Source organism: Martinezella lusitana, assembly GCF_010668395.1.
Lineage (GTDB): Bacteria > Pseudomonadota > Alphaproteobacteria > Rhizobiales > Rhizobiaceae > Rhizobium > Rhizobium lusitanum_A.
Window position 1 is genome coordinate 429399 of sequence record NZ_WUEY01000004.1, and the last position, 21841, is coordinate 451239.

At 62.3% G+C, this 21841-nt stretch carries 20 protein-coding genes; 10 read left to right on the plus strand and 10 right to left on the minus strand.

The genetic code is table 11. The annotated features are described in order from the left end of the window. Positions 1-117 precede the first annotated feature (117 nt). From cysE to GR212_RS12105, 3 genes are all read left to right on the plus strand, one after another. Positions 118-933 carry a serine O-acetyltransferase gene (cysE, locus tag GR212_RS12095; RefSeq protein WP_163986802.1) on the plus strand — a complete coding sequence of 272 codons (816 nt, stop codon included), beginning with the start codon at positions 118-120 and terminating at the stop codon, positions 931-933. 451 nt (positions 934-1384) lie between these two features. Beyond that, positions 1385-3013, plus strand: coding sequence for a phospholipase C (locus GR212_RS12100; RefSeq protein WP_163986803.1), 1629 nt, complete (start codon positions 1385-1387; stop codon positions 3011-3013). A 19-nt stretch (positions 3014-3032) separates the two neighbouring features. After that, complete coding sequence (locus GR212_RS12105) at positions 3033-4415, plus strand: cytochrome-c peroxidase (RefSeq protein WP_163986804.1); 1383 nt, start codon at positions 3033-3035, stop codon at positions 4413-4415. Positions 4416-4473: 58 nt separating this feature from the next. Here GR212_RS12105 and GR212_RS12110 read toward each other — a convergent pair whose 3' ends face one another. Together GR212_RS12110 and odc2 are read right to left on the minus strand one after the other, a co-directional pair. Continuing rightward, positions 4474-5064: a GNAT family N-acetyltransferase gene (locus GR212_RS12110; protein ID WP_163986805.1), complete on the minus strand. Its 591-nt coding sequence runs from the start codon at positions 5062-5064 to the stop codon at positions 4474-4476. 95 nt (positions 5065-5159) lie between these two features. After that, positions 5160-6293, minus strand: a complete 1134-nt coding sequence (gene odc2 / locus GR212_RS12115) for an ornithine/lysine decarboxylase (RefSeq protein ID WP_163986806.1) — start codon at positions 6291-6293, stop codon at positions 5160-5162. A gap of 530 nt (positions 6294-6823) precedes the next feature. On the opposite strand from odc2, the gene GR212_RS12120 reads away from it, so the two are divergent. The 3 genes from GR212_RS12120 (at position 6824) to GR212_RS12130 (ending at position 9574) form a co-directional block, all read left to right on the plus strand. Then, on the plus strand, positions 6824-7717 hold the full coding sequence (locus tag GR212_RS12120) for a LysR family transcriptional regulator (protein WP_163986807.1): 894 nt from the start codon (positions 6824-6826) through the stop codon (positions 7715-7717). Between the two features lie 91 nt (positions 7718-7808). Then, complete coding sequence (locus GR212_RS12125; RefSeq protein ID WP_204326537.1) at positions 7809-8468, plus strand: DUF1007 family protein; 660 nt, start codon at positions 7809-7811, stop codon at positions 8466-8468. Continuing rightward, on the plus strand, positions 8462-9574 hold the full coding sequence (locus GR212_RS12130; RefSeq protein WP_163986809.1) for a nickel/cobalt transporter: 1113 nt from the start codon (positions 8462-8464) through the stop codon (positions 9572-9574). Before GR212_RS12125 ends, GR212_RS12130 begins: the two co-directional genes overlap by 7 nt. A gap of 35 nt (positions 9575-9609) precedes the next feature. On the opposite strand, the gene GR212_RS12135 is transcribed toward GR212_RS12130, so the two are convergent. The 3 genes from GR212_RS12135 to GR212_RS12145 form a co-directional block, all read right to left on the minus strand. Then, entirely contained in the window at positions 9610-9825 is a 216-nt protein-coding gene (locus GR212_RS12135) for a hypothetical protein (protein WP_204326538.1), read from the minus strand. 91 nt (positions 9826-9916) lie between these two features. Beyond that, on the minus strand, positions 9917-10624 hold the full coding sequence (locus GR212_RS12140) for a tellurite resistance TerB family protein (RefSeq protein ID WP_163986811.1): 708 nt from the start codon (positions 10622-10624) through the stop codon (positions 9917-9919). 128 nt (positions 10625-10752) lie between these two features. Further along, on the minus strand, positions 10753-11391 hold the full coding sequence (locus tag GR212_RS12145; RefSeq protein ID WP_163986812.1) for a 2-dehydro-3-deoxy-phosphogluconate aldolase: 639 nt from the start codon (positions 11389-11391) through the stop codon (positions 10753-10755). A 158-nt stretch (positions 11392-11549) separates the two neighbouring features. Here GR212_RS12145 and GR212_RS12150 point away from each other — a divergent pair, with 158 nt between their 5' ends. The 3 genes from GR212_RS12150 (at position 11550) to GR212_RS12160 (ending at position 14119) form a co-directional block, all read left to right on the plus strand. Continuing rightward, positions 11550-12035 (plus strand): CYTH domain-containing protein, encoded by a 486-nt coding sequence (locus GR212_RS12150; protein ID WP_163986813.1) that lies wholly within the window; start codon positions 11550-11552, stop codon positions 12033-12035. Beyond that, positions 12013-12924, plus strand: coding sequence for a CHAD domain-containing protein (locus GR212_RS12155; RefSeq protein WP_163986814.1), 912 nt, complete (start codon positions 12013-12015; stop codon positions 12922-12924). The genes GR212_RS12150 and GR212_RS12155 overlap by 23 nt, the downstream gene beginning before the upstream one ends. Positions 12925-13183: 259 nt before the next feature. Continuing rightward, on the plus strand, positions 13184-14119 hold the full coding sequence (locus GR212_RS12160; protein WP_246725750.1) for a rhodanese-related sulfurtransferase: 936 nt from the start codon (positions 13184-13186) through the stop codon (positions 14117-14119). Positions 14120-14121: 2 nt separating this feature from the next. Here GR212_RS12160 and GR212_RS12165 read toward each other — a convergent pair whose 3' ends face one another. From GR212_RS12165 to GR212_RS12175, 3 genes are all read right to left on the minus strand, one after another. Next, positions 14122-16335: a putative bifunctional diguanylate cyclase/phosphodiesterase gene (locus GR212_RS12165; RefSeq protein ID WP_163986949.1), complete on the minus strand. Its 2214-nt coding sequence runs from the start codon at positions 16333-16335 to the stop codon at positions 14122-14124. Positions 16336-16445: 110 nt separating this feature from the next. Continuing rightward, positions 16446-16994, minus strand: coding sequence for an NADPH-dependent FMN reductase (locus GR212_RS12170; RefSeq protein ID WP_163986816.1), 549 nt, complete (start codon positions 16992-16994; stop codon positions 16446-16448). Between the two features lie 69 nt (positions 16995-17063). Next, positions 17064-18437 (minus strand): GH1 family beta-glucosidase, encoded by a 1374-nt coding sequence (locus tag GR212_RS12175; protein ID WP_163986817.1) that lies wholly within the window; start codon positions 18435-18437, stop codon positions 17064-17066. 259 nt (positions 18438-18696) lie between these two features. On the opposite strand from GR212_RS12175, the gene GR212_RS12180 reads away from it, so the two are divergent. Beyond that, positions 18697-19101 carry a DoxX family protein gene (locus GR212_RS12180; protein WP_163986818.1) on the plus strand — a complete coding sequence of 135 codons (405 nt, stop codon included), beginning with the start codon at positions 18697-18699 and terminating at the stop codon, positions 19099-19101. Between the two features lie 57 nt (positions 19102-19158). Here the strand turns inward: GR212_RS12180 and GR212_RS12185 are convergent, their stop codons facing one another. Both GR212_RS12185 and GR212_RS12190 read right to left on the minus strand, forming a co-directional pair. Continuing rightward, positions 19159-20346: a Gfo/Idh/MocA family protein gene (locus tag GR212_RS12185; RefSeq protein ID WP_163986819.1), complete on the minus strand. Its 1188-nt coding sequence runs from the start codon at positions 20344-20346 to the stop codon at positions 19159-19161. Between the two features lie 293 nt (positions 20347-20639). Next, positions 20640-21692, minus strand: a complete 1053-nt coding sequence (locus GR212_RS12190) for a sugar phosphate isomerase/epimerase family protein (protein WP_163986820.1) — start codon at positions 21690-21692, stop codon at positions 20640-20642. Positions 21693-21841: the final 149 nt, after the last annotated feature.

The window sequence follows — 21841 nt, forward strand, 5'->3', positions numbered from 1 at the left end:
AGCCACTCCAAAAGAATACGCAGCGGCTTTCTGGTGGCTATCGCGTAAAAACAATAAGGTAGAGCGGTTCGAAAGTTCCGTGAGGAGCCGAACCGCTCTGGAGAGAAAGACAGGATCATGCCCCCATCGGGAACGGCAGCTGCCGAAAATACCCCTGCCCCAGCCGAAAATGTCTGGGACGTGATCCGTCATGAAGCCGCCGAGCTTGCGGCGCGCGAGCCGACGCTTGCGGCGTTGCTGCAGGCGCAATTGCTTGCCAGCAGCTCCGATGCAGAAAGCCTGGCCAATGTGCTGGCCGCCCGCCTCTGCGTCGTCAGGATCGAGCACGCCGATATGCTTTCGCTGCTGTCCGACGTGCTCGGCAGACATCCCGCAATCCTGCAGGCGACGGAAGCGGACCTCATCGCCGTACGCACCCGCGATCCCGCCTGCACCACCTATCTGCATGCGCTTCTCAACCTCAAGGGCTTCCATGCCCTGCAGACGCACCGCATCGCCCATGCGCTCTGGACGGAAGGGCGCAGGGAAATCGCGAGCTGGCTTTCCAACCTCGTCTCGCTCGTCTTCGGGCCGGATATCCACCCGGCCGCGAAGATCGGCTCGTCGATCATGCTCGATCATGGCTCCGGCATCGTCATCGGCGAAACCGCCGTCATCGAAGATGAAGTCTCCATCCTGCAGAACGTAACGCTTGGCGGCACCGGCAAGGAAACCGGCGACCGCCATCCGAAGATCCGCCACGGCGTGATGATCGGCGCCGGCGCCAAGATCCTCGGCAACATCGAAGTCGGCGCTTTCAGCAAGGTTGCCGCCGGCAGCGTCGTGGTGAAAGCCGTACCGCCCCACTGCACCGTCGCCGGCGTGCCGGCCGTCGTCGTCCGTATCCACCGCGCCGACGAAATCCCGGCCGAGACGATGGATCAGAATATCTAGTCGCCGGGGATTGTGGCCGCCTCGTCCTTCGAGGCATTTCTACGCTTTGCTCCGAAATGCACCTCAGGATGAGGTAGAGCGGGCCGCCGCTCCGACGCATTCGCTAAACGACGAAGCCATTCTTCCAGCCCAGTCCCGGAAGACCAGCCCTCATGGAGAGGAGGCCCAGAGGGCCGTCTCGAACCACGAGGGCGGATGAGGGAACTCATTTTCCTGCTTAGCCGTGACATAAGGTAGCATCGCAGACAAACGACACGGCTGCTTTCCAAGCACTTATCGCTGAATACAGCAGAATCAATGACTTGCAGGATGCGGTACGGTCGAGGTCGAATCCCCTCACCGCTCCCTTCATGGAACTGTCATACTCCGTTGATAGCTCGAAAGGGTTCTCTCTGCCCGGCGCGGCGCAACAAGCGCCGGAGCGATGCCCCCACTCGAAGAGGATATCACCATGACCAGTCTTTCGCGTCGCGCCGCCCTTGCAGCCGGCAGCGCGCTTACCCTTGTTTTGCTCTGTTCCACCGCCAGCGCCGCTGACCTAGCGCCGGTGCCGAATACCGCGACACCGATCAAGCATCTTGTCGTTATCTTCCAGGAAAACGTCTCCTTCGACCATTATTTCGCGACCTACCCCAAGGCCGCAAACATCGACGGCGAACCGGCATTCAAGGCAGCCGACAACACGCCGGCCGATATCAACACGCTGGCCAATGCCGGGCTTCTCGACAGCAATCCGAACAAGACCAATCCGGCCAACGGCGCGGATGCCGCCGCTCCCTTCCGGCTCGACCGCACGCAGGCGGCCACCCAGTCGCAGAACCACGGCTACACCGCCGAACAGGCCGCCTACAACAACTTCGCGATGGACCTTTTCCCGGCCAATACCGGCCACGGCACCAAGGGCGCCGCCGGTGCATTCGGTACCAAGGGGCAGGTCATGGGGTACTATGACGGCAACACCGTCACCGCGCTCTGGAACTACGCCCAGCACTATGCCCTGAACGACAATTCCTTCTCCACCAACTTCGGCCCCTCGACCCCCGGGGCGCTGAACCTCATCTCCGGCCAGACCAACGGCGCCATCCTGCCGCCCGGCTACACGCTGGAAAGCGACGGCACCTATTCCAAGGGCCGCATCGTGCCGGACGGCAATGGCGGCTGGACCGCGATCAGCGATTTCGATCCGACGGGCGACGTCTGCTCGGCCGGCCAGACGGCACTGATGTACGGCAAGAACATCGGCGACATGCTGAACGAGCACAAGATCACCTGGGGCTTCTTCGAAGGCGGCTTCGACCTGACGGCGACCAACCCGGACGGCACGACGAACTGCAAGCGCGCGACGACCTCGGCCGTCACCAAGGTCAACAGCGCCGACTACATCCCGCACCACCAGCCGTTCCAATACTACGCCTCGACCGCCAATCCGACCCATGCGCGCCCGTCTTCCGTGGCGGCGATCGGCACCACCGACGCGGCCAACCACCAGTATGACATGACCGATTTCTATGCGGCGCTGAAGAACGGCAACACGCCGGCCGTCAGCTTCCTGAAGGCCCCCGCCTATCAGGACGGCCACGCCGGCTATTCCGATCCGCTCGACGAGCAGGAGTTCGTGACGCAAGTGGTCAACACCGTTCAGGATTCGCCGGATTGGAAGGATACCGCCATCATCGTCCTCTACGACGATTCCGACGGCTGGTACGACCACGCCCACGCGGTCGTCAATCCGTCGAAGCTCGCGGTCAAGGGCTACGATGTGCTGAACGGCGACAGCTGTTCCACCGGCACGCCGCTGCCCGGCGTCAACGGCCAGCCGGCGCAGGGGCGCTGCGGTTACGGCACGCGCCAGCCGCTGCTTGTCATCTCGCCCTACGCCAAGGTCAACTTCATCGACCATACGCTGACGGACCAGACCTCCATCATGCGCTTAATCGAGGACAACTGGATGGACGGCGCTCGCCTTGGCGGCGGCTCGTTCGACGCGCTGGCCGGCTCGCTGAACGCCATGTTCGACTGGTCCAAGGGTGACGCACCGAAGTTGATCCTCGACCCGAAGACCGGCAATCAGGCGTCCTAGAACGATAAGGGAGACGGAAATGCCCTTGCAGTTCAACCGCCGTCTCCTGCCGCTCCTCGCACTTGCGAGCCTCTCGCTCGCGGGTGCGGCCGTCGGCATGGCAAGCGAGCCTGCCGCAAACTCTGCGGCTACGGATGGCTATGACGACCCAGCGCCGCTGAGTACGGTTGCCCAGCTCGGCAAGAGACTGTTCTTCGACCCTTCGCTCTCGGGCGACGGCCAGATGTCCTGCGCCACCTGCCACGATCCCGCCAACCACTACGCGCCGGCCAACGGCCTCGCCGTCCAGCTCGGCGGCGCACATCTCGATCAGCCCGGCATCCGCGCTGTGCCCAGCCTTGCCTACAAGATGTCGACGCCCTCCTTCTCGATCGGAGAGGAAAGCCCTGCCGACGAGGCCGCGGAGGCCTCGCCGATGACCGAAGCATCGGGCGTGGCCCTGGCCAATGCGCCCGCCAGCGTCGCCGGCCCGCTGACGGCACAGGCCGTCGTCAAGGCCGATGCGGCCGCCGCCAACCTCGTGCCGCAAGGCGGCATGTTCTGGGATGGGCGCGTCGATTCGCTGGAAGAGCAGGCCCTGCAGCCGATGATCTCACCCTTCGAAATGGCGAATCCCGATGCGACCACCGTCTACGCGAAGCTGAAAAAGGGTTACGGCAAGGATATTTCGGCGCTCTTCGGCGACAATGTCCTCAACGATCAGGACATGACGATTTCAGAAATCGGCTTCGCGCTTGCCCGCTATCAGATCGAGGAACTTTCCTTCCACCCCTATACCAGCAAGTATGACGATTATCTGCGCGGCAAGGCGGTGCTGACGGATGCGGAAGCGCGGGGATTGAAGCTGTTCGACGACCCGAACAAGGGCAATTGCGCCTCTTGCCATCTCGACAAGATGACCGGCGACGGGCAGATGCCCAATTTTACCGATTTCGAGTTCGAAGCGCTCGGCGCGCCGCGCAATCCGGCCATTCCGGCCAATGCCGATGCGCGCTACTACGACACCGGCATTTGCGGCCCGCTGCGCAACGACACCTATTCCGCCCAGCAGCAGAATTGCGGCCTGTTCAAGACGCCGACGCTGCGCAACGTCGCGACCCGCCACGTCTTCTTCCACAACGGCGTCTACCGCACCCTTGAGGATGTGACCCGCTTCTACGTCAAGCGCGACACCAATCCGGAGGAGATCTATCCGAAGGATGCGAGCGGCAAGGTCTTGAAATACGATGATCTGCCGCCGCGGTATCAGGCCAATATCGACGTCATCGACGCGCCGATGAACCGCAAGCCCGGCGATGCCCCGGCCCTCAACGAGGCCGAAATCGCCGATGTCGTCGCCTTCCTGAAAACGCTGACGGATGGCTACGATCCCGCAAAGGACAGTGTGAAGGCCGCCAAATAAAAACGCCTCCGCCCGGGTGGGAGGAGGCGCAGTAGGACTTCAGAACTGTTCGTTGGTTTTACGCAGCCTTGGCGACCGGCGGCTGGGCAAGCTTGCGGCCGCTGGCAACGATCATGCCGGCAGCGCTGTCCAGCCAGCCGTCCTTGAGCTCGAGCGCAAGGAAGCGCTCGCGCTGGAACGGGCCCGGCATGACAAGATGGCGGGTCTTTGCGGCAAAGAAGCCGAAGCGCTCGTAGTAGGGCGCATCGCCGACGAGCAGGATAGCGCCATGGCCACGCTTCTTGGCTTCCATGATGGCGGCGCGCATCAGCGCCGAGCCCATGCCCTTGCCTTCATAGGCGGGATCGACGGCCAGCGGGCCAAGCAGCAGCGCATCGACCGGACGGGTCTCGCGATCGACGCCGGCTTCGACGTTCCAAAGGCGAACCGTGCCGATGACGTGGCCCGAACGGTCGCGAGCGACCAGCGCCAGGCCTTCGGCCGGAACGCGGCCCTGGCGCAGCTTTTCCGACGACTTCTTGCGGCGATCGGCGCCCATGGCGCGATCCAGCAGGTTTTCGCGCGCAACGACATCGCCTGCGTTTTCCAGGTCGAGAGTGAAAGTGGTGGGCGCAAAGAATGCGCGGACAGAATCAAGAACAGCGGCCATCTCGGCCTCCCGTGCCCAATACCGTTATCAGCGGCGGTGACAAACTATTGTGAGGGTGCCGCCCCGACTGGCTACGGGGGCGGCTTTATCGGACCTTAGATGATGTAGGCCTTCAGCGGGTCGAAACCGTTGAACGCCACAGCCGAGTAGGTCGTGGTGTAGGCGCCGGTGCCTTCGATCAGGACCTCGTCGCCGATGGTGAGCGTCACCGGCAGCGGATAGAGGTTCTTCTCATAAAGCACGTCAGCCGAATCGCAGGTCGGGCCGGCAATGACGCAGGGTTCCATCTCGTCGCTATCGCGCTCCGTGCGGATCGGGTAGCGGATTGCCTCGTCCATGGTTTCGGCGAGACCGCCGAACTTGCCGATGTCGAGGAAAACCCAGCGAGCGGCATCGTTGTCCGACTTCTTCGAAATCAGGACGACTTCAGCCTTGATCACGCCGGCATTGCCGACCATGCCGCGGCCCGGCTCGATGATCGTGTGCGGGATCTGGTTGCCGAAATGGGCGCGCAGAGACGCAAAGATCGCCTTGCCATAGGCTTCGGCCGACGGAATGTCGCGCAGGTACTTGGTCGGGAAACCGCCGCCCATGTTGACCATCTGCAGGTGAATGCCCTGCTTGGCGAGCGATACGAAGACGCGCTTGGCATCGGCCAGAGCAGAATCCCAGGCATCGACCTTGGTCATCTGCGAGCCGACGTGGAAAGACACGCCGTAGGATTCCAGACCCAGCTGATGGGCGTAGACGAGAACGTCGACAGCCATCTGCGGGACGCAGCCGAACTTGCGCGACAGCGGCCATTCAGCGCCTTCGCCATCCGTCAGGACGCGGCAGAACACGCGGGCGCCGGGAGCGGCACGGGAAATCTTCTCGACTTCCTCGTGGCTGTCGACGGCGAAGAGGTTGATACCGAGTGCATGCGCACGGGCGATATCGCGCTCCTTCTTGATGGTGTTGCCGAAGGAGATGCGGGCAGCGGTCGCACCGGCCTCGAGCGCCATTTCGATTTCAGCGACGGACGCGCAATCGAAGTTGGAGCCGAGGCTGGCAAGCAGGCGCAGCACTTCCGGAGCCGGGTTGGCCTTGACGGCATAGTAGATGGCGCTGTCGGGCATGGAATGACGGAAAGCATGAAAGTTGTCGCGGACGACATCGAGATCGACCACCAGGCAAGGACCGTCCGGACGTCGGGTAGCGAGGAAATCGCGAATACGTTGCGTGGTCATGTCAATTCCCTTTCAAATTCCAAAAGCTCCGGGAAAAGACCCAGAGGACAAAGGGCGACGCTCATTCGCTCAGGAACCAGCCGGTGGAGACCCCGGTACCGTGCAAATGCGCGAAGCGCGGATGATGAACGAGTGCCGCAAGCGGCGCTGGTTCGCTTTGTCTGCCATGGATTGGAGGGATTATCCCAACCGCACTTCCGGCAATGAAGGTGTGCCTCTTCAGTAACCCCGGCTGATGGAAAGCCGGGAGAGAACAAAAAGGCCCGCACCGTCGTTGCTTCAGATGTCCTCGCATTTTTCGGTTGGCCGAAATAGCGACTGGAGGGGTTAGTTCCAGGTACCTTACCGATTTTCTCACCACATCGAGGATCGGCGGACACCCACGGGCACGTGCGACTTTGGGCTGATCCGGAAATAGGTACATTCGCCGTAACAATCAAGAATTTTTTTCGCCCCTGCCCTAAAAAAATAATTGAACAAATCAACGCGTTTTGTTCAACATCCGGAAACAGTTAACGGGAGGCTTCACCATGGATACGTTGACCCGGATTCGTGCCTTTATCGACGTGGTGGAAGCGGAGGGGTTCTCGGCGGCGGCGCGCAAGACCGGGCGCTCCAAGGCCCTGCTCTCGAAATATGTCCGCGAGCTTGAGGACGAACTCGGCGCGCTGCTGCTCAACCGCACGACGCGCCAGTTCTCCATGACCGAGGCCGGCCACACCTATTATCGCACCGCCTCCGACATCCTCAAGGAGATCGACAATCTCGCCGATCTCGTGCGCGAGAACAACCAGCAGCTCAAGGGGCGGCTGCGCGTCTCGGTGCCGCGCACCTTCGTCGATGCCGATGTCGGGCAGTCTCTGATCGACTTCGCCAAGGAAAACCCGGACCTCGCGCTTGAGATTGCAGCGGATGACCGCTTCGTCGACCTGATCGAGGAAGGCTTCGACGTCGCCGTGCGCATCACGAAACTCGAAGACTCCGGCATGATCGCCCGCAAGATCTCGGACTTCCGCGTCCACCTGTGCGCGACACAGGAATTCCTCGATCGCTATCCGGCGCTGGAACACCCGACCGATCTTACACGCGTGCCTTTTATCATCGACACCAACACCCGCTCGCAGGGCAACATTCGTTTCGTCGATGCCGACAGCACCACCTTCAACGTCGCCATCAACGGCACGCTCGAAGTCAACAGCCCGCATGCGACGCTGCGTGCCGCGCTGGCCGGTCTCGGCATCGCCATCGTTCCGGACTTCATCGGCCGCAAGGCGATCGAAAGCGGACAATTGCTGACGCTGTTCAACGATTATCTGCCGACGGATCGCGGCATCTATGCCGTTTATCCGCACCGGCGCTATCTACCGGCCAAGGTGCGCATCTTTGTGGACTACCTGTATAACTGGTTCCGCAAGCACGGCTGAACGGCCCAAAGCCGGCCGGCCGGTCCCAATTCCGTCTCATTTTCTGACCAGAAATCAAAGTGAATCAATGCTCGCGAAACACATCGGACGCATGAGAAAATCCACGACCGTCTATGCTGTTGCCCTGACCGGCGGCCTCCTGCTTGCGCCGGCTGCCGTGTCGGCCCATCCGCATATCTTCGTGGAAGCACGTCTGGAGGTGCTCGCAGGTCCGGATGGCAACGTGAAGGAGATGCGCAACGTCTGGCGCTTCGACGAAGTCTTCTCCTCCTCCGTGCTCATGGATTTTGACAAGAACACCAATCTGAAGCTCGATCCGGACGAACTGAAGGAGGTCGGCAAGACCGTTCGCGATTCTCTTGCCGAGTACGACTACTACACGAACCTGACGCTGAACGGCAAAACCATCAAAGTGGACAAGCCCGACGTCATCAATGTCGACTATCGCGACGGCCAGCTCCTGATGTTCTTCGCCGTGAAGCCGTCCGAGCCGATGCCGCTCACCAAGGGCAACAAGCTGAGCTTCGGGATCTACGATCCGACGCTCTACACCTCGATCGACTTCCCGAGCGACAACGAGCTGGTGACCGAGGGCGACGCCTTCAAAAGCTGCACGCAAAAGGTCGTTCGTCCCGATCCGGACGAGGTGATCGCCGAGAACAGATCGACCCTGACGGACGCCTTCTTCAACGATCCGACGGGAACGACCATGTCGAAACTCTTCGCAACGCGGATAGATGTCGAATGCTGATTTCGAACGTAAAGAGGCTCGCTCCGGCCGCAATGCTCGCCCTTCTGGCAACCGCCGGCCTGGCGCATGCCGCAGGCTCGCCATTGGGCATCGGCACGGCCGAACCGAGCTTCCAGCCGATCGGCGGCCCGCTTGCGCCGATCTTTCTGTATGTGAATTACGAGCAGCAGGCCTTCTATCGCGCCCTCACCAAGTCCATCGAGGCCATGCGCCAGGACCCCTGGCAGCTCTGGACGCTGATCGGCCTTTCCTTCGCCTATGGCATCTTCCATGCCGCCGGCCCCGGCCATGGCAAGGCGGTGATCTCCTCCTACATGGTCGCCAATGAAATCGAACTGAAGCGCGGCATCGGGATTTCCTTCGTGTCGGCGCTCATTCAGGGCCTCGTTGCCGTGCTGGTCGTCGGTGCCGCCTATTTCGTGCTGCGCGGCTCGGGCATCACCATGACGATGGCAACCAATGCCATGGAGCTGGCAAGCTTCGTCATGGTCATCCTGTTCGGCGCCTGGCTGCTGTTCCGCAAGCTGCGGGCGATGTTGCAGAGCCGTGCGCAACGTCAGGAGATGCAGCTCGCGACGTCGGCCGGCCCGATCAGCCTCTCGCTGTTCGAAGGGGCGGCGACCGGCACGGATTCGGCAAGAGGCTTTACGCTCAGCCGTGCCGCGATGCCCGCAGCCGGCGGCTATCAATGCTATGACCCCGCGCACGCGACAGGCGACGGCGCCTTCTGCGAGACCTGCGGACACGCCCATCTTCCCGATCCGAAGATGTTGTCCAACGAGAAGTTCAGCGCGCGCGAAGCCTGGTCGGCCATCGTCGCCGTCGGGCTGCGCCCATGCTCGGGTGCGCTGCTGGTGATGACCTTTTCCATGCTGAACGGACTTTATCTCGGCGGGCTGCTGTCGGTGCTCGCCATGTCGATCGGCACGGCTATGACCGTCTCGCTGCTTGCCATCATTGCCGTTTTCGCCAAAGGCACCGCCGTCCGCCTCACCGGCAAGGGCTCGAGACTTTCGGTCTGGGTCGGCAATGGCATCGAAATATTCGGCGCGCTGCTGGTCATCTGCACCGGCGTCATCCTGCTCGGCGCTTCGCTACAGAACTGAAGCAATTCAATAGGAGCGCTGCAGGATGAGGGGGCCTATTGCCCTTTGCGGCGCTGGTAGCGGGCTCGCAGCCAGAACACGAAGAAGAACGCCAGGATGACGAGCACGCCGAAACCGGTGCCGAGCCATGGCGATATCGAACCCAGCCAGACGATGACGTTCGGCATCAGGTAAAGCAAGGCTGTCGCGACCAGCAAGATAATGCCGGCTGCAATTGCCGCAGATCGGGTTTCGCTTTTCTTATCCGTCAATTTAGCCGACCCCTGGCACCGATGCATGTGTTCCGGCGAAGGCTTAGGCCAGCTGCCGAGGAAAGGCAACCGGCCCGAACGTCACACGGGATCAGACTTTGGCGCCTGCAACCGTGGCTTCGATATGATCGACCAATGCATCCGGCAGGCCGAGGCGACCGGCGAGCAGGTCGAGGTAGCCGCGCTCGGCCCGCGAATCCGGCTCGATCGCCAGACGCGAGGCCGTGTAGACCTGCACGCGCTGCTCATCCGTCTTCGCCGAGGCGACGATGGCATCGAGATCGACGGGGTTGGCAAGCTCGCGCTGGAAGAAGCTTTCCGCCTCCGATCCGACGCCGGCCTCCTGTACCTTGCCGAGAATGCGCTGACGCTCCGCATCGTCGATATGGCCGTCGGCACGGGCGGCAGCGATCATCGCCCGCACGAGGGAGAGCGTAAAATCGTTGCTGGCGATCGCCGGCGCCGTGCTGAAGCCGGAGTCCGTCGGCGGCGGCAGGAACTGCGGCTCGGCCTGCGGGGCGGATTGAGGAGCCGGCTCTGGCTGGTTGCCGGCCTGGTAATTCTTGTAGGCCTGGTATCCGAGGCCCGCGATCGCGGCGAGGCCGCCGAGCGCCAGGGCATTGCCGGCGATCTGTCGCCCGGTCTTCGTGCCGACCAGCACACCGGCGATCGCACTCGTCGCCATGGGATTGTCCCGGGCGAGATTGATCACATCGGTCGCCTTGTCCTTGACGCTTCCCTGCAATCCCGGGATCTGCGATCCCAGAAACTGATCCAGCAGCTTGCGGGCATCGATCATGTGGTGCTCCTTCCGTCCTGGCGTTGGTGAAAGGGAGATAGGAAGCGCAACCGCAAATACAAATCCGCGACAAATAAAAAAGGCGCGCATGGCTCCATGCACGCCTTTGAAATCGGGTTTCGGCGGGTTCAGCCCTTGAGCGCCGCAGCCTCGGCAGCAAGCTTGGTGATGCCGGCCCAGTCGCCGGCAGCGACCAGCTCCTTCGGCGCGACCCAGGAACCGCCGACGCAGATCACATTCGGCAGCGAGAGATAGTCATGGGCGTTCTTTAGCGAGATGCCGCCGGTCGGGCAGAAGATCGTGCCGGCAAGCGGCGACGACAGGGCCTTGAGATAGGCAGCGCCGCCGGCCTGCTCGGCCGGGAAGAACTTGAGCACCTTATAGCCCTCCTCGCGCAGCGCCATGACTTCGCTTGCGGTTGCAGCGCCGGGCAGCAGCGGCACATGCGATCCGCGCGCAACATCGAGCAGCTCCTGCGTCGTGCCGGGGCTGACGATGAACTTGGAGCCGGCTTCGACGGCCGCTTCCCACTGGCTGACGTTGAGGATCGTCCCGGCGCCGACTTCGGCCCCTTCCACTTCCTCGGCAACGGCGCGGACGGCGTCGAGCGCGCCGGCGGTGCGCAGCGTGATCTCGATGGCCTTCAGACCGCCTGCCACAAGCGCGCGGGCGAGCGGCACGGCCGATTTCGCGTCATCGACGATCAGTACCGGAACAACGGGCTGCAGTTTCAGGATGGAAAGAAGCTTTTCGGTTTTCTCGCCCATGGTCGGTGCGCTCCTTTAAAACGATTGAAACCGGCTTTCGAATACCCTCCCCGTGAGGGCTTGTCGAGACAAAAGCATGTGTTGGGCACGACGGGTAGGAATTCGTCGTAACATGCTATACGTTAGACCGATCTGTGCCGGTGGAGCATGTCAAACGCATGGCAAAAGAGATCGAGCGAAAGTTTCTGGTGCGCGGCGATCATTGGCGTAATCTCGTGACCGAGAGGCTGATCCTGCGCCAGGGATATATCGCCTCCATGGACGGTCGTTCCGTAAGGGTACGGCTGACGAACGATACGAAGGCGACCTTGACGATCAAGATCGGCAAGGCGATGACGCGGGACGAGTTCGAATACGAAATCCCCGTCGACGACGCGGAGGAATTGCTGGGAACGGCAATCGGCCTGGTCATCGAAAAAACCCGCCACAAGGTGCCGTTCAAAGGTTTCGTCTGGGAAGTGGATGTCTTTCGAGGCGCCCATCGCGGCCTTGTGATCGCCGAAGTGGAAATGAGCTCCGAAAACGACAATCCCGAACTCCCGGACTGGATCGGCCGCGAAGTGACCGGCGAATATCGCTATTCCAACCAGGCCCTCGCGACGCAGTTCGAACGGGAGTACGATGAGCTATCGCATACGGCCTGACCGGGCTCTCGATGACGAGGTGCACAAAGCCGCCGCGCATCAACTCGGCAAGGCGATGGCCGCCCTGACGGACAGGCCGCAAGGCCTGCACGAAGCGGTTCATGCCGCACGCAAGAACATCAAGCGCGTGCGCGCGCTCTATCGATTGGTAGCCCCCGTCGCGCGGGAATTTCAGCGGCGGGAGAACGACCGGCTTCGCGCCATGGCGCAAACGCTGTCCGGCGTCCGCGACGCGACCGCGCTGATCGAGATCAGCCACTACCTTCAGACGACCGCCGCATCGGAGGATGAATCGCACGCGCTGACCCGCGTGAGCGACGTCCTGACCACCCGGCGCGACCATCTGGCGGAAGCCGAGACGGATTTGGAAGACAAGGCGCGGGCCGCGGTCGCCACATGCAACGAGGCGCTCGAAGCGCTGAAGGACGTATCGTTCGGGTGCGGACGTCGCGATACGGCTCGCCTCTTCCAGAAAGGCTGGCGCAAGAACGTCCGCAAGGCGATGGAGGCATTGTCAGAATGCCATGCGGATGCGGCCCACGCGGAGAGTTTTCACGATCTGCGCAAGCGCAGCCAGGATTACTGGATGCATCACATGCTGCTGCGCGACGTCTGGCCCGCCGCCATGCATGCCAAACAGCTGGAAGCCAAGGCATTGGTCGATGTGCTCGGCCGCTATCTCGACATGTCGATACTATCGGATGTCGCGGATCGCGAGCCGCATCTCTTCAACGGAAGCGACGATCGCGCCCGCCTGCTGGAAGCAATCATCTCCCGGCAGCAGATCGCACGCGAGGAGGCGCTGACCCGGGCCCGCTGGGTCTTTGCCGACAAGCCGGAACGCGAAGCGCGGACCGTAAAGCGCCTCTGGCTGGAAGCGGCGGATTGAGGCTGACGAGGCCCCTCGCCCGCCCTCGTGCTTCGAGGTCCCCGCCTGACGGCCTGCGCACCTCAGCATGAGGGGCTGGTCACCAGCGCCCGGTCATCGCCGCGGAGCACTGTCTGAAGCCCGCAGGCCATTCCACCCTCATCCTCTGGCCCCGGTGGCAGTGCCTCGAAGGATCGAAGCTGCCCGGTCTCATGGTGTCAAAATACGAATCCCGATTGCCTGAAAGCTCACAAAATTGTATTTCCCCGCCATGACCGACATGTTCTCAGATCCACGGCGCGACACGACCGGCGCATTCCTCGTTGCCGCGCTCTATCATTTCGTATCCTTTCCGCGCTTCGAGAGCCTGCGCGAGCCTTTGTTTGCGCTCTGCGAGGAGAACGGCGTCAAGGGCACGCTGCTGCTCGCGCATGAGGGGATCAACGGCACCATTGCCGGCACGGATGCAGCCATCGGCACGGTCCTCGCCTTCCTGCGCTCCCAGCCGGAATTTGCCGGCCTCGAGCACAAGGAAAGCCGCGCGTCGAAAATGCCTTTCGTGCGCATGAAGGTGAAGCTCAAGAAAGAGATCGTCACCATGGGCGTCGAGGATATCGACCCCACCAGGGTCGTCGGCACCTATGTCGCGCCGCAGGATTGGAATGCGCTGATCTCCGATCCCGATACCATCGTCATCGACACCCGCAACGACTACGAAACCGCCATTGGCGTCTTCAAGGGCGCGGTCGATCCGAAGACCAAGACCTTCCGCGAGTTTCCCGAATGGGTGCGGCAGAACGGCGGCCTGCACAACAAGCCGAAGATCGCCATGTACTGCACCGGCGGCATCCGCTGCGAAAAGGCCACCGCCTTCATGAAGCAGGAAGGTTTCGACGAGGTCTACCACCTCAAGGGCGGCATTCTGAAATATCTGGAGGAAGTCCCCCCGGAGGAAAGCCTCTGGGAAGGCGCATGCTTCGTCTTCGACGAGCGCGTCTCCGTCGAGCATGGGTTGAAAGAGGGCAATCACAAGCTCTGCCACGCCTGCCGCACTCCCATCACCGCCGAGGAATTGACCTCGCCGCTTTACGAGGCCGGCGTCTCCTGCAGCCATTGCTATCACGAGCGCAGCGAAGAGGATCGCGAGCGTTATCGCGAAAGGCAGCGGCAGATCGCGCTTGCCCGCAAGCGCGGCCATGAGCATATCGGCGGCTGATCTCAGGCGGCCGCGCCGCGTTCCTCATCCAGCACCGCAGCCAGCTGGACAGCAAGCCGCTTGCCGATTTCGGGCTCCGGCATCGGCTTGCCGTAGAAATAGCCCTGCAGCTCGTCGCAGCCGAAACCCTGGAGCGCCCTGCCCTGTTCCTCGGTCTCGATGCCCTCGGCCGTAACCGGGATATCGAGCGAGCGCGCCAATGCCACCGTCGCCTTCAGCATTTCGCGGGCGCGGTTGTCTTCCAGCACATCCATCGTCAGCGAACGATCGATCTTGATGCGATCGAAGCCGAACTGGCGCAGATAGCCGATGGAGGAGAAGCCGGAGCCGAAATCGTCGAGCGCCACCTTGACGCCGAGCGCCTTCAGCCGCTCGATCGACTGGCGTGTGCGCTCCGGATTTTGAATGATATAGCCCTCGGTGATTTCCAGCGTCACCCGCTCGGCCTCGATCCCCGTTTCGTTCAGCACGCTGCGGACATAATCGGCAAAGGCTGGATTGCGGAACTGGCCGGGCGAGACGTTGACGGCGACACGCAGATCCGGCCACTGCTGCGCGGCCTTGCAGGCCTTGCGCAGAACGAGCAGGCCCAACGCCTCGATGAGGCCGCTGGTTTCGGCAATGGGGATGAAGGCTTCCGGCGAAATCGGCCCGTGGCCAGGGCGGTTCCACCGCACGAGCGCCTCGACGCCGGTCATTTCGCAGCTCGACGCATCGACCAGCGGCTGATAGGCGACCGTCAGCTCCTCGGTCTCGATGGCGCGGCGCAGATCGAGTTCCAGCGCGTTGCGCTCCTCGCGATGCGCATCCATGGCCGTCTCGTAGCAGGTCATGCGGGCACGACCCGCCTCCTTCGCCTTGTACATGGCAAGGTCGGCGCGGCGCACCAGCTCCTCTCGGTCTATGCGGCCTTCCGGCGAGCTCGCAATGCCGATGCTGGCGCCGACGACGACCACCCGGCGGCCGATCTCCAACGGCTCCGAAAGGAAATCCAGGATCTGCTCGCCCAGCCGCAAGGCCGGCGCGTCGTTGAGCTCCCTCGTCGGGAAGACGATGGCGAACTCGTCCCCTCCCAGGCGCGCAAGCGCCGCCTGCGGCGGCACGAGCACCCTGAGCCCGGCTGCCACGGCACGAATGAGCTGATCGCCCGTTCCATGCCCATAGGCATCGTTGATTTCCTTGAAGCCGTCGAGATCGAGGTAGAGAAGCAGGACATTGGTGCCGTCGCCGCGCGCCCGCTCGACCAGGCGATCCACATCGAGCCGCACCCCCTCGCGATTGAGGAGGCCGCTCAGCCGGTCGCGCAGCGAAACCTGACGCGCCTGCACCTCTTCCGCCCGCAGCCTGCGCCCCGCCAGCGATCCCAGGATCAGCAGCACCACGAAGAACAGGCCGACAAGCCCGAGCGCACCGAGAACCACCGGACGAACCTGCTGATAGCTCATGTCGCCCGGTTCACGCGAGCTCCAGATGAGCCGCCCCAGCGACTTGCCGAGTGGATCGACGATGGAGACGGCATAGCGCGCCACGGTCTCTGGCGGCACCAGCGTCAAACCGCTGATGACATAGGTGTTGGAGAGCATCTTGATCCGCGCGGCATCGAGATAGCGCACCAGGATCAGATAGCGCCGCTGACCTTCGGGCACCGGAATGCGGCCGGATCTTTCACGGATCGTCGCAGCGCCCGCCACGGCGATGCCATCCCTTGTCATGATATAACCCGAGGCCTCCGGCACACCGGTCACGCGCGTATTGCGCGCCTGGTCGACCAGAGCCCATACGGCGGCACCGAGGACATCCCCGATGTTCTCTGTCAGCAGCTCGCCATCGTGATAGGCAATGATCGGCTTGTTGTCGTCGTCGACGATGACGGCGGTATCGAACAGCGCACCGTTGGACGATATGTCGCCGTAATTGCCGGCGATCCAGCCGCGATCGTCGATGCCGTAGACGCTTCGCGCCGCATCGTTGCGCGCGGAATGATCGTGCAGCGTCGCCTCGAGCTGCCCCTGGAAGGTCTTCAACGCGCCGACGGTCGTCTCCCAGGAGCGTTCGTCGTCGAGCTTGTTGGAATAATCGGCCACCCGCCCGATTGCGGTCAGTACCATCAGCGTCACGACGGCAACGACCAGCGCAAAAGAAATCAGAACGGCCGTCACGATGGAATGACGACCGATTTGCGCATCGACCCGCAACGACTTGAAAGCTGCTCCCAACACCTTTTCTCCTTGGCATGGGAGTCTGCCGTCAGGTCTTCAAAAAACGGTTAAGGTGAATTCGAGATTCCTACAGGAAATAGTTGTATATTTGCAGAAGCGCAAAGAATTTACGTGCTGGCGGCGATCGCTCGCGCAAAACGGCCGAGACTCGCCGAAAGAAGGCCGCTTTCGCGCGCCTCCAGCAGCATCTGTGCCTGTGCCTCGTCGCTCTTGCCGGCAATCGGCAGGCGTAAAAAGGCGTCCTGCACGATCTGCAGCGACATGGTCTGCAATACATCGGTCAACTGCGCCAACACGAGATCGCCGCGATGCGAGGCGTGGGCGAACATCAGCGGCTTGAACGGCACCTCATCCCGAGAAACCAGCCAGTCCAGGGCGTTCTTGAACCCGCCGGGTATGCCGTGAGCATATTCCGGGCAGGATACGATCAAACCATCGGCCTTGCGGATCTCCGCCGCAAAGGTCTCGACGAGGGGCGGCGTTTTCCCGCCCTCATGGTCCGGATTGAAGACCGGCAGATCGCCGATCACATCGCAAATTACGATGGTGACATCGCCCGGGCACGCAGATTGCAAGGCTTCAAGCAGTCTGCGGCTGCTCGAAGCGTGCCGCTGGCTGCCGCAAAGCGCATAGAGGGAAACGGAGCGCGAGGTCATGCGCCGTGTCTATCAGGCCCCGCCGATTCGGGCACGGCCCGAAATTCCTGCGCAGAAGAAGCCGGACGATCAGACCGGCTTGTGATTGCCCTTCGGAAACTGCGCGGCAAGCTTGCTGTACCATTTGCCGCTCTTCTTGATCGTGCGGACCTGGGTCTCGTAATCGACGTGGACGAGGCCGAAACGCATGCGATAGCCCTCCGCCCATTCGAAATTGTCCATCAGGCTCCAGGCGAAGTAGCCGCGCATCGGATAGCCGTCCTTGATGAGGTCGGCGACGATGCCGAGATGCTCGATGTAATAATCGAGGCGCGGCTGGTCATCGACCTCGCCGTTGACGATGCCCATATTGTAGCAGGCGCCGTTCTCGGTGATGTAGCACTCCGGCAGGTCGTAGCGCTTGTTGAGGTCCTCGACGACATGCTTCAGGCCGGGCGCATAGATTTCCCAGCCGATGTCGGTCTTCACGTCGCTTGCCGGCGGTGCTTCCTTCGTCCAGGGGAAATCGCCACTCTTGGACGCATCATCGAAGACCCGGTCCGGCTTGTAGTAGTTCAGGCCCCACCAATCGAGCTTCTGATTGATGGTCTTCAGATCGCCGTCCTCGATGACAGGCATGCGATCACCGAGCGCCTCGACGAACTCCTTCGGATATTCGCCCTTGAAGATCGGATCGAAGAAAGCGCCGTTGTGGAACTGATGCGCGCGCTCGACCGCTGCCAGATCTTCGGGACGATCCGAGCCCGGCAGGATGGACGACGCGTTGAGCACGATACCGACAGGCACCTTCGGCGCCACGGAGCGGATTGCCTCGACGCCGAGACCATGGGCGAGGTTCATATAGTGCATGGCATAAAGCGCCGCCTGCATGTTGCGTTCGCCGGGCGCGTGGACGCCGTAGAGGTGGCTGAGCCAGACGATGCACCACGGCTCGTTGAAGGTAGCGACGGAATCAAGCCGGTCGCCGAGGCGGCCCATGACCGTCTTGGCGTAGCGCTGGAAGGCATGCGCCGTCGAGCGCGCCGTCCAGCCACCCTCGCCGGCGAGCATCAGCGGCAGATCCCAGTGATAGAGGGTGGCGAAGGTCTTGATCCCCCGCGCCTTGCAGCCGTCGATAAGGCGGTCGTAGAAATCGAGGCCGGCTTCGTTCACCGGGCCGGTGCCTTCGGGAATGATGCGCGGCCAGGCGATCGAGAAGCGATAGGCTTCGACGCCCATCTCCTTGATCAGGTCGAGATCCTGCTCCAGCCGATTGTAGTGGTCGCAGGCGACATCGCCGTTCTGCCGCTGATAGACCCGGCCGGGCATATTGGCGAAGGCATCCCATATGGATGGCTTGCGGCCATCGGCCTTGGTGGCGCCCTCGATCTGGAACGCGGCGGTGGCAACGCCGAACGTGAAATCGCCGGGGAAGCGATCGGCAAGAAGCTTCGGATCGATCATGATGAAAATCCCGTCTGTTATAGGCTTCGTTAGCGGCGGTTTAGCCAACCCGCGTGGCAAAGTACAGTAGCGGCACCGGAAAACTGCAACGTTGCAGATGCCTGTAAGCCAAGCCGGCCAAGGGCATCCCGGAAAATTGCGCCGGCGTCGGCAACGATTATCGCACGGCGGGATAACATCAATGTCAACAGTCGTGACTTGTCTTTTTGCAGCGGATCAATTGAGGGTAGCAATCAAACTTGACAACGAAAGGATACAAATGCTCCCTGCGCTCCACATTCTTCACCCCTATCTGCTGAGCCTCCTGCGCATCGTCGCCTCGCTTGTGCTGTTCAGCTACGGAACGCAGAAAGTGCTGCATTTCCCCGCGGTTGAAAACGTGCCGCCGGTGGGATCGCTTCCCTGGATCGCCGGCCTGCTCGAACTCACCCTCGGCTTCCTTGTCCTCATCGGCTTCCAGACGAGGATCGCTTCTTTCATATTGTCGGGCCTGATGGCTTTCGCCTATTTCCTTCGCCATGCGCCGCAGAGCTTCTACCCCGCGCAGAACGGCGGCGTCGCAGCCATCCTCTTCTGCTTCATCTTCCTGTTTCTCGTCAGCGCCGGCGGCGGCCCGCTGAGCGTCGACGCGCTCGCCAAGCGCAAGCAGGGAACCGCCGCCTGACCGGCAGCCGTTTATCAGGTTCGAGGCGGCGAAACCGCCTCGAACCCAAGCTCAACCTTAAAGCTTGACCCAGGCGCCGTTGCGCTTCGAGGAAGCGACGCAGGCCTCGACGAAAGCCACGCCCTTCACGCCGTCATCGACGGTCGGATAGACCACGGCCGGATCGACCGCCACACCCTTCTTGCGGGCGTTGATGGCACGCGCAGCTTCGGTATAGATCGTGGCGAAGGCTTCCAGATAGCCTTCCGGATGACCCGACGGGATGCGCGAAACGCGGGCGGCAGCCGCGCCGGAGCCGGCACCGTTGCGGGTAATCAGCCGCTTCTGATCGCCGAACGGCGTGTACCACAGATAGTTCGGATCGGCTTGCGTCCACTCGATACCGCCCTTGGTACCATAGACGCGGAGCTTGAGGCCGTTCTCGTGGCCGGGCGCCACCTGGCTGCACCAGAGCATGCCTTTCGCCGGCTTTTCCTTGCCTTTCGCCTTGAAGCGCAGCAGCACGTGGCCGTTGTCATCAAGACGGCGGCCTTCGACGAAACTGTCGAGATCGGCGGCAAGGCTATCGAGTTCGAGGCCGGTGACGAAGGAAGCGAGGTTATAGGCATGCGTGCCGATATCGCCCGTGGAGCCGCCGGCGCCGGACTGGGCCGGATCGGTGCGCCAGGCGGCCTGCTTCTGGCCGGACTGCTCGATATTTTCCGTCAGCCAGTCCTGCGGATATTCCGCCTGCACGATGCGGATATCGCCGAGCTCGCCATTGGCGATCATCTCGCGGGCCTGGCGGATCATCGGATAGCCGGTGTAGTTGTGCGTGAGAATGAAGAGCGCGCCGCTCTCGTCGGCCACCTTCTTCAGCTTCTTGGCATCGGCAAGATTCGACGTCAGCGGCTTGTCGCAGATGACATGGATGCCGCGCCGCAGGAACTCCTTGGCCGCGTCGTAGTGGACATGGTTCGGCGTGACGATCGAAACCGCTTCGATGCCGTTCTTCAGCTTGGCTTCACGGATCGCCATGTCGCGGTAGCTGGAATAGGTGCGCGAGGGATCGAGGCCGAGATCGCGGCCGGAAGCCTGGGCCTTGTCCGGCGAAGACGAGAGCGCCCCGGCGACGAGATCGAACTGGTCGTCGATACGCGCGGCTATGCGATGCACCGCGCCGATGAAGGCGCCGGCACCTCCGCCCACCATGCCAAGCCGAATGCGCGGCTCCCGCGTCTGTTCCGATGATCCTTCGATTGCCATAAGGGTCCTCCTGAATAAATTAAAATTCGCATTCCTGATGCTTGCCGTTTCAAGCCACCCGCCTCGCCCTTCGAGGGCCCTGCGGGCCACCTCAGGGTGAGGCTGATCTTCTGCGCCAGCACCACTACCCTCCACCTACCAATGCCGAAGATGGCCTTTGTGAAGTTTCGCAAAAGCCCGCTCCGCCCTCATCCTGAGGTGCGGAGCCTCCTGAGCTCTGCGAGGGAGTGAAGCCTCGAAGGACGAGGGTGGCCTCTACCTTCTCCCCGCACTCGCGGGGCGAAGGGGTTTGATCAGATGCCCAGCATGCGCCGGTTGGCCGCCTGGTCCGTGCCGCTGCCGGCAAAATCGTCGAAGGCCTTCTCCGTCACGCGGATGATGTGCGCCTTGACGAATTCGGAGCCTTCGCGCGCGCCGTCTTCGGGATGCTTCAGCGCGCATTCCCATTCGACCACGGCCCAGCCATCGAAATTGTTTGCCGTCATCTTCGAGAAGACGGCCCCGAAATCGACCTGACCGTCGCCGAGCGAGCGGAAGCGGCCGGCACGTTCCACCCAGCCCTGATAGCCGCCATAGACGCCCTGCCGGCCGGTCGGGTTGAATTCCGCGTCCTTGACGTGGAACATCTTGATCCGGTCCTTGTAGATGTCGATGTTGTCGAGATAATCGAGGCACTGCAGGACGTAGTGCGAGGGGTCGTAGAGCATGTTGGCGCGCGGATGGTTCTTCACGCGCTCCAGGAACATCTCGAAGGTGATGCCGTCATGCAGGTCTTCGCCCGGATGGATCTCGTAGCAGACGTCGACGCCGTTTTCGTCGGCGTGATTGAGGATCGGCGTCCAGCGGCGAGCCAGTTCCTCGAATGCGGTCTCGACGAGACCGGCCGGGCGCTGCGGCCAGGGATAGATGAAGGGCCAGGCGAGAGCGCCCGAGAAGGTCGCATGCGCCTTGATGCCGAGATGCTTCGAAGCCGTCAGCGCCATCTTCACCTGCTCGACGGCCCATTCCTGGCGTGCCTTCGGATTGCCGCGCACTTCCGGCGCCGCAAAGCCGTCGAAAGCTTCGTCATAGGCCGGATGCACGGCAACGAGCTGGCCCTGGAGGTGGGTGGAAAGCTCGGTGACTTCGACGCCGTTGGCGCGGGCGACACCGGCGAATTCATCGCAATAGTCCTTCGAGGAGGCGGCCTTCTTCAGGTCGATCAGCTGGCTTGCCCAGGTAGGAACCTGCACGCCGATATAGCCGGCATCGGCAGCCCATTTCGTGATCGAATCCCATGAGTTGAATGGCGCCGCGTCACCGGCGAACTGGCCAAGAAACAGCCCCGGACCCTTGATCGTCTTCATCAGTATTTCCTCCCTAATCGCGTTCTGTAAACGTTTCCGATGCCTTTCGGACCCATATCCGAGGCGGCGGGGACGCCGTAACCTCAAAAACTATAGGGTCTTCAGGATGAAAGTCGAATGCCTTGCGACCTAATCACGGCCGGCCGCCC

Coding starts and splice junctions, on each gene's coding strand:
- cysE (WP_163986802.1), top strand. CDS start 118: ATGCCCCCATCGGGAACGGCAGCTGCCGAAAATACCCCTGCCCCAGCC.
- GR212_RS12100 (WP_163986803.1), top strand. CDS start 1,385: ATGACCAGTCTTTCGCGTCGCGCCGCCCTTGCAGCCGGCAGCGCGCTT.
- GR212_RS12105 (WP_163986804.1), top strand. CDS start 3,033: ATGCCCTTGCAGTTCAACCGCCGTCTCCTGCCGCTCCTCGCACTTGCG.
- GR212_RS12110 (WP_163986805.1), bottom strand. CDS start 5,064: ATGGCCGCTGTTCTTGATTCTGTCCGCGCATTCTTTGCGCCCACCACT.
- odc2 (WP_163986806.1), bottom strand. CDS start 6,293: ATGACCACGCAACGTATTCGCGATTTCCTCGCTACCCGACGTCCGGAC.
- GR212_RS12120 (WP_163986807.1), top strand. CDS start 6,824: ATGGATACGTTGACCCGGATTCGTGCCTTTATCGACGTGGTGGAAGCG.
- GR212_RS12125 (WP_204326537.1), top strand. CDS start 7,809: ATGAGAAAATCCACGACCGTCTATGCTGTTGCCCTGACCGGCGGCCTC.
- GR212_RS12130 (WP_163986809.1), top strand. CDS start 8,462: ATGCTGATTTCGAACGTAAAGAGGCTCGCTCCGGCCGCAATGCTCGCC.
- GR212_RS12140 (WP_163986811.1), bottom strand. CDS start 10,624: ATGATCGATGCCCGCAAGCTGCTGGATCAGTTTCTGGGATCGCAGATC.
- GR212_RS12145 (WP_163986812.1), bottom strand. CDS start 11,391: ATGGGCGAGAAAACCGAAAAGCTTCTTTCCATCCTGAAACTGCAGCCC.
- GR212_RS12150 (WP_163986813.1), top strand. CDS start 11,550: ATGGCAAAAGAGATCGAGCGAAAGTTTCTGGTGCGCGGCGATCATTGG.
- GR212_RS12155 (WP_163986814.1), top strand. CDS start 12,013: ATGAGCTATCGCATACGGCCTGACCGGGCTCTCGATGACGAGGTGCAC.
- GR212_RS12160 (WP_246725750.1), top strand. CDS start 13,184: ATGTTCTCAGATCCACGGCGCGACACGACCGGCGCATTCCTCGTTGCC.
- GR212_RS12170 (WP_163986816.1), bottom strand. CDS start 16,994: ATGACCTCGCGCTCCGTTTCCCTCTATGCGCTTTGCGGCAGCCAGCGG.
- GR212_RS12175 (WP_163986817.1), bottom strand. CDS start 18,437: ATGATCGATCCGAAGCTTCTTGCCGATCGCTTCCCCGGCGATTTCACG.
- GR212_RS12180 (WP_163986818.1), top strand. CDS start 18,697: ATGCTCCCTGCGCTCCACATTCTTCACCCCTATCTGCTGAGCCTCCTG.
- GR212_RS12185 (WP_163986819.1), bottom strand. CDS start 20,346: ATGGCAATCGAAGGATCATCGGAACAGACGCGGGAGCCGCGCATTCGG.
- GR212_RS12190 (WP_163986820.1), bottom strand. CDS start 21,692: ATGAAGACGATCAAGGGTCCGGGGCTGTTTCTTGGCCAGTTCGCCGGT.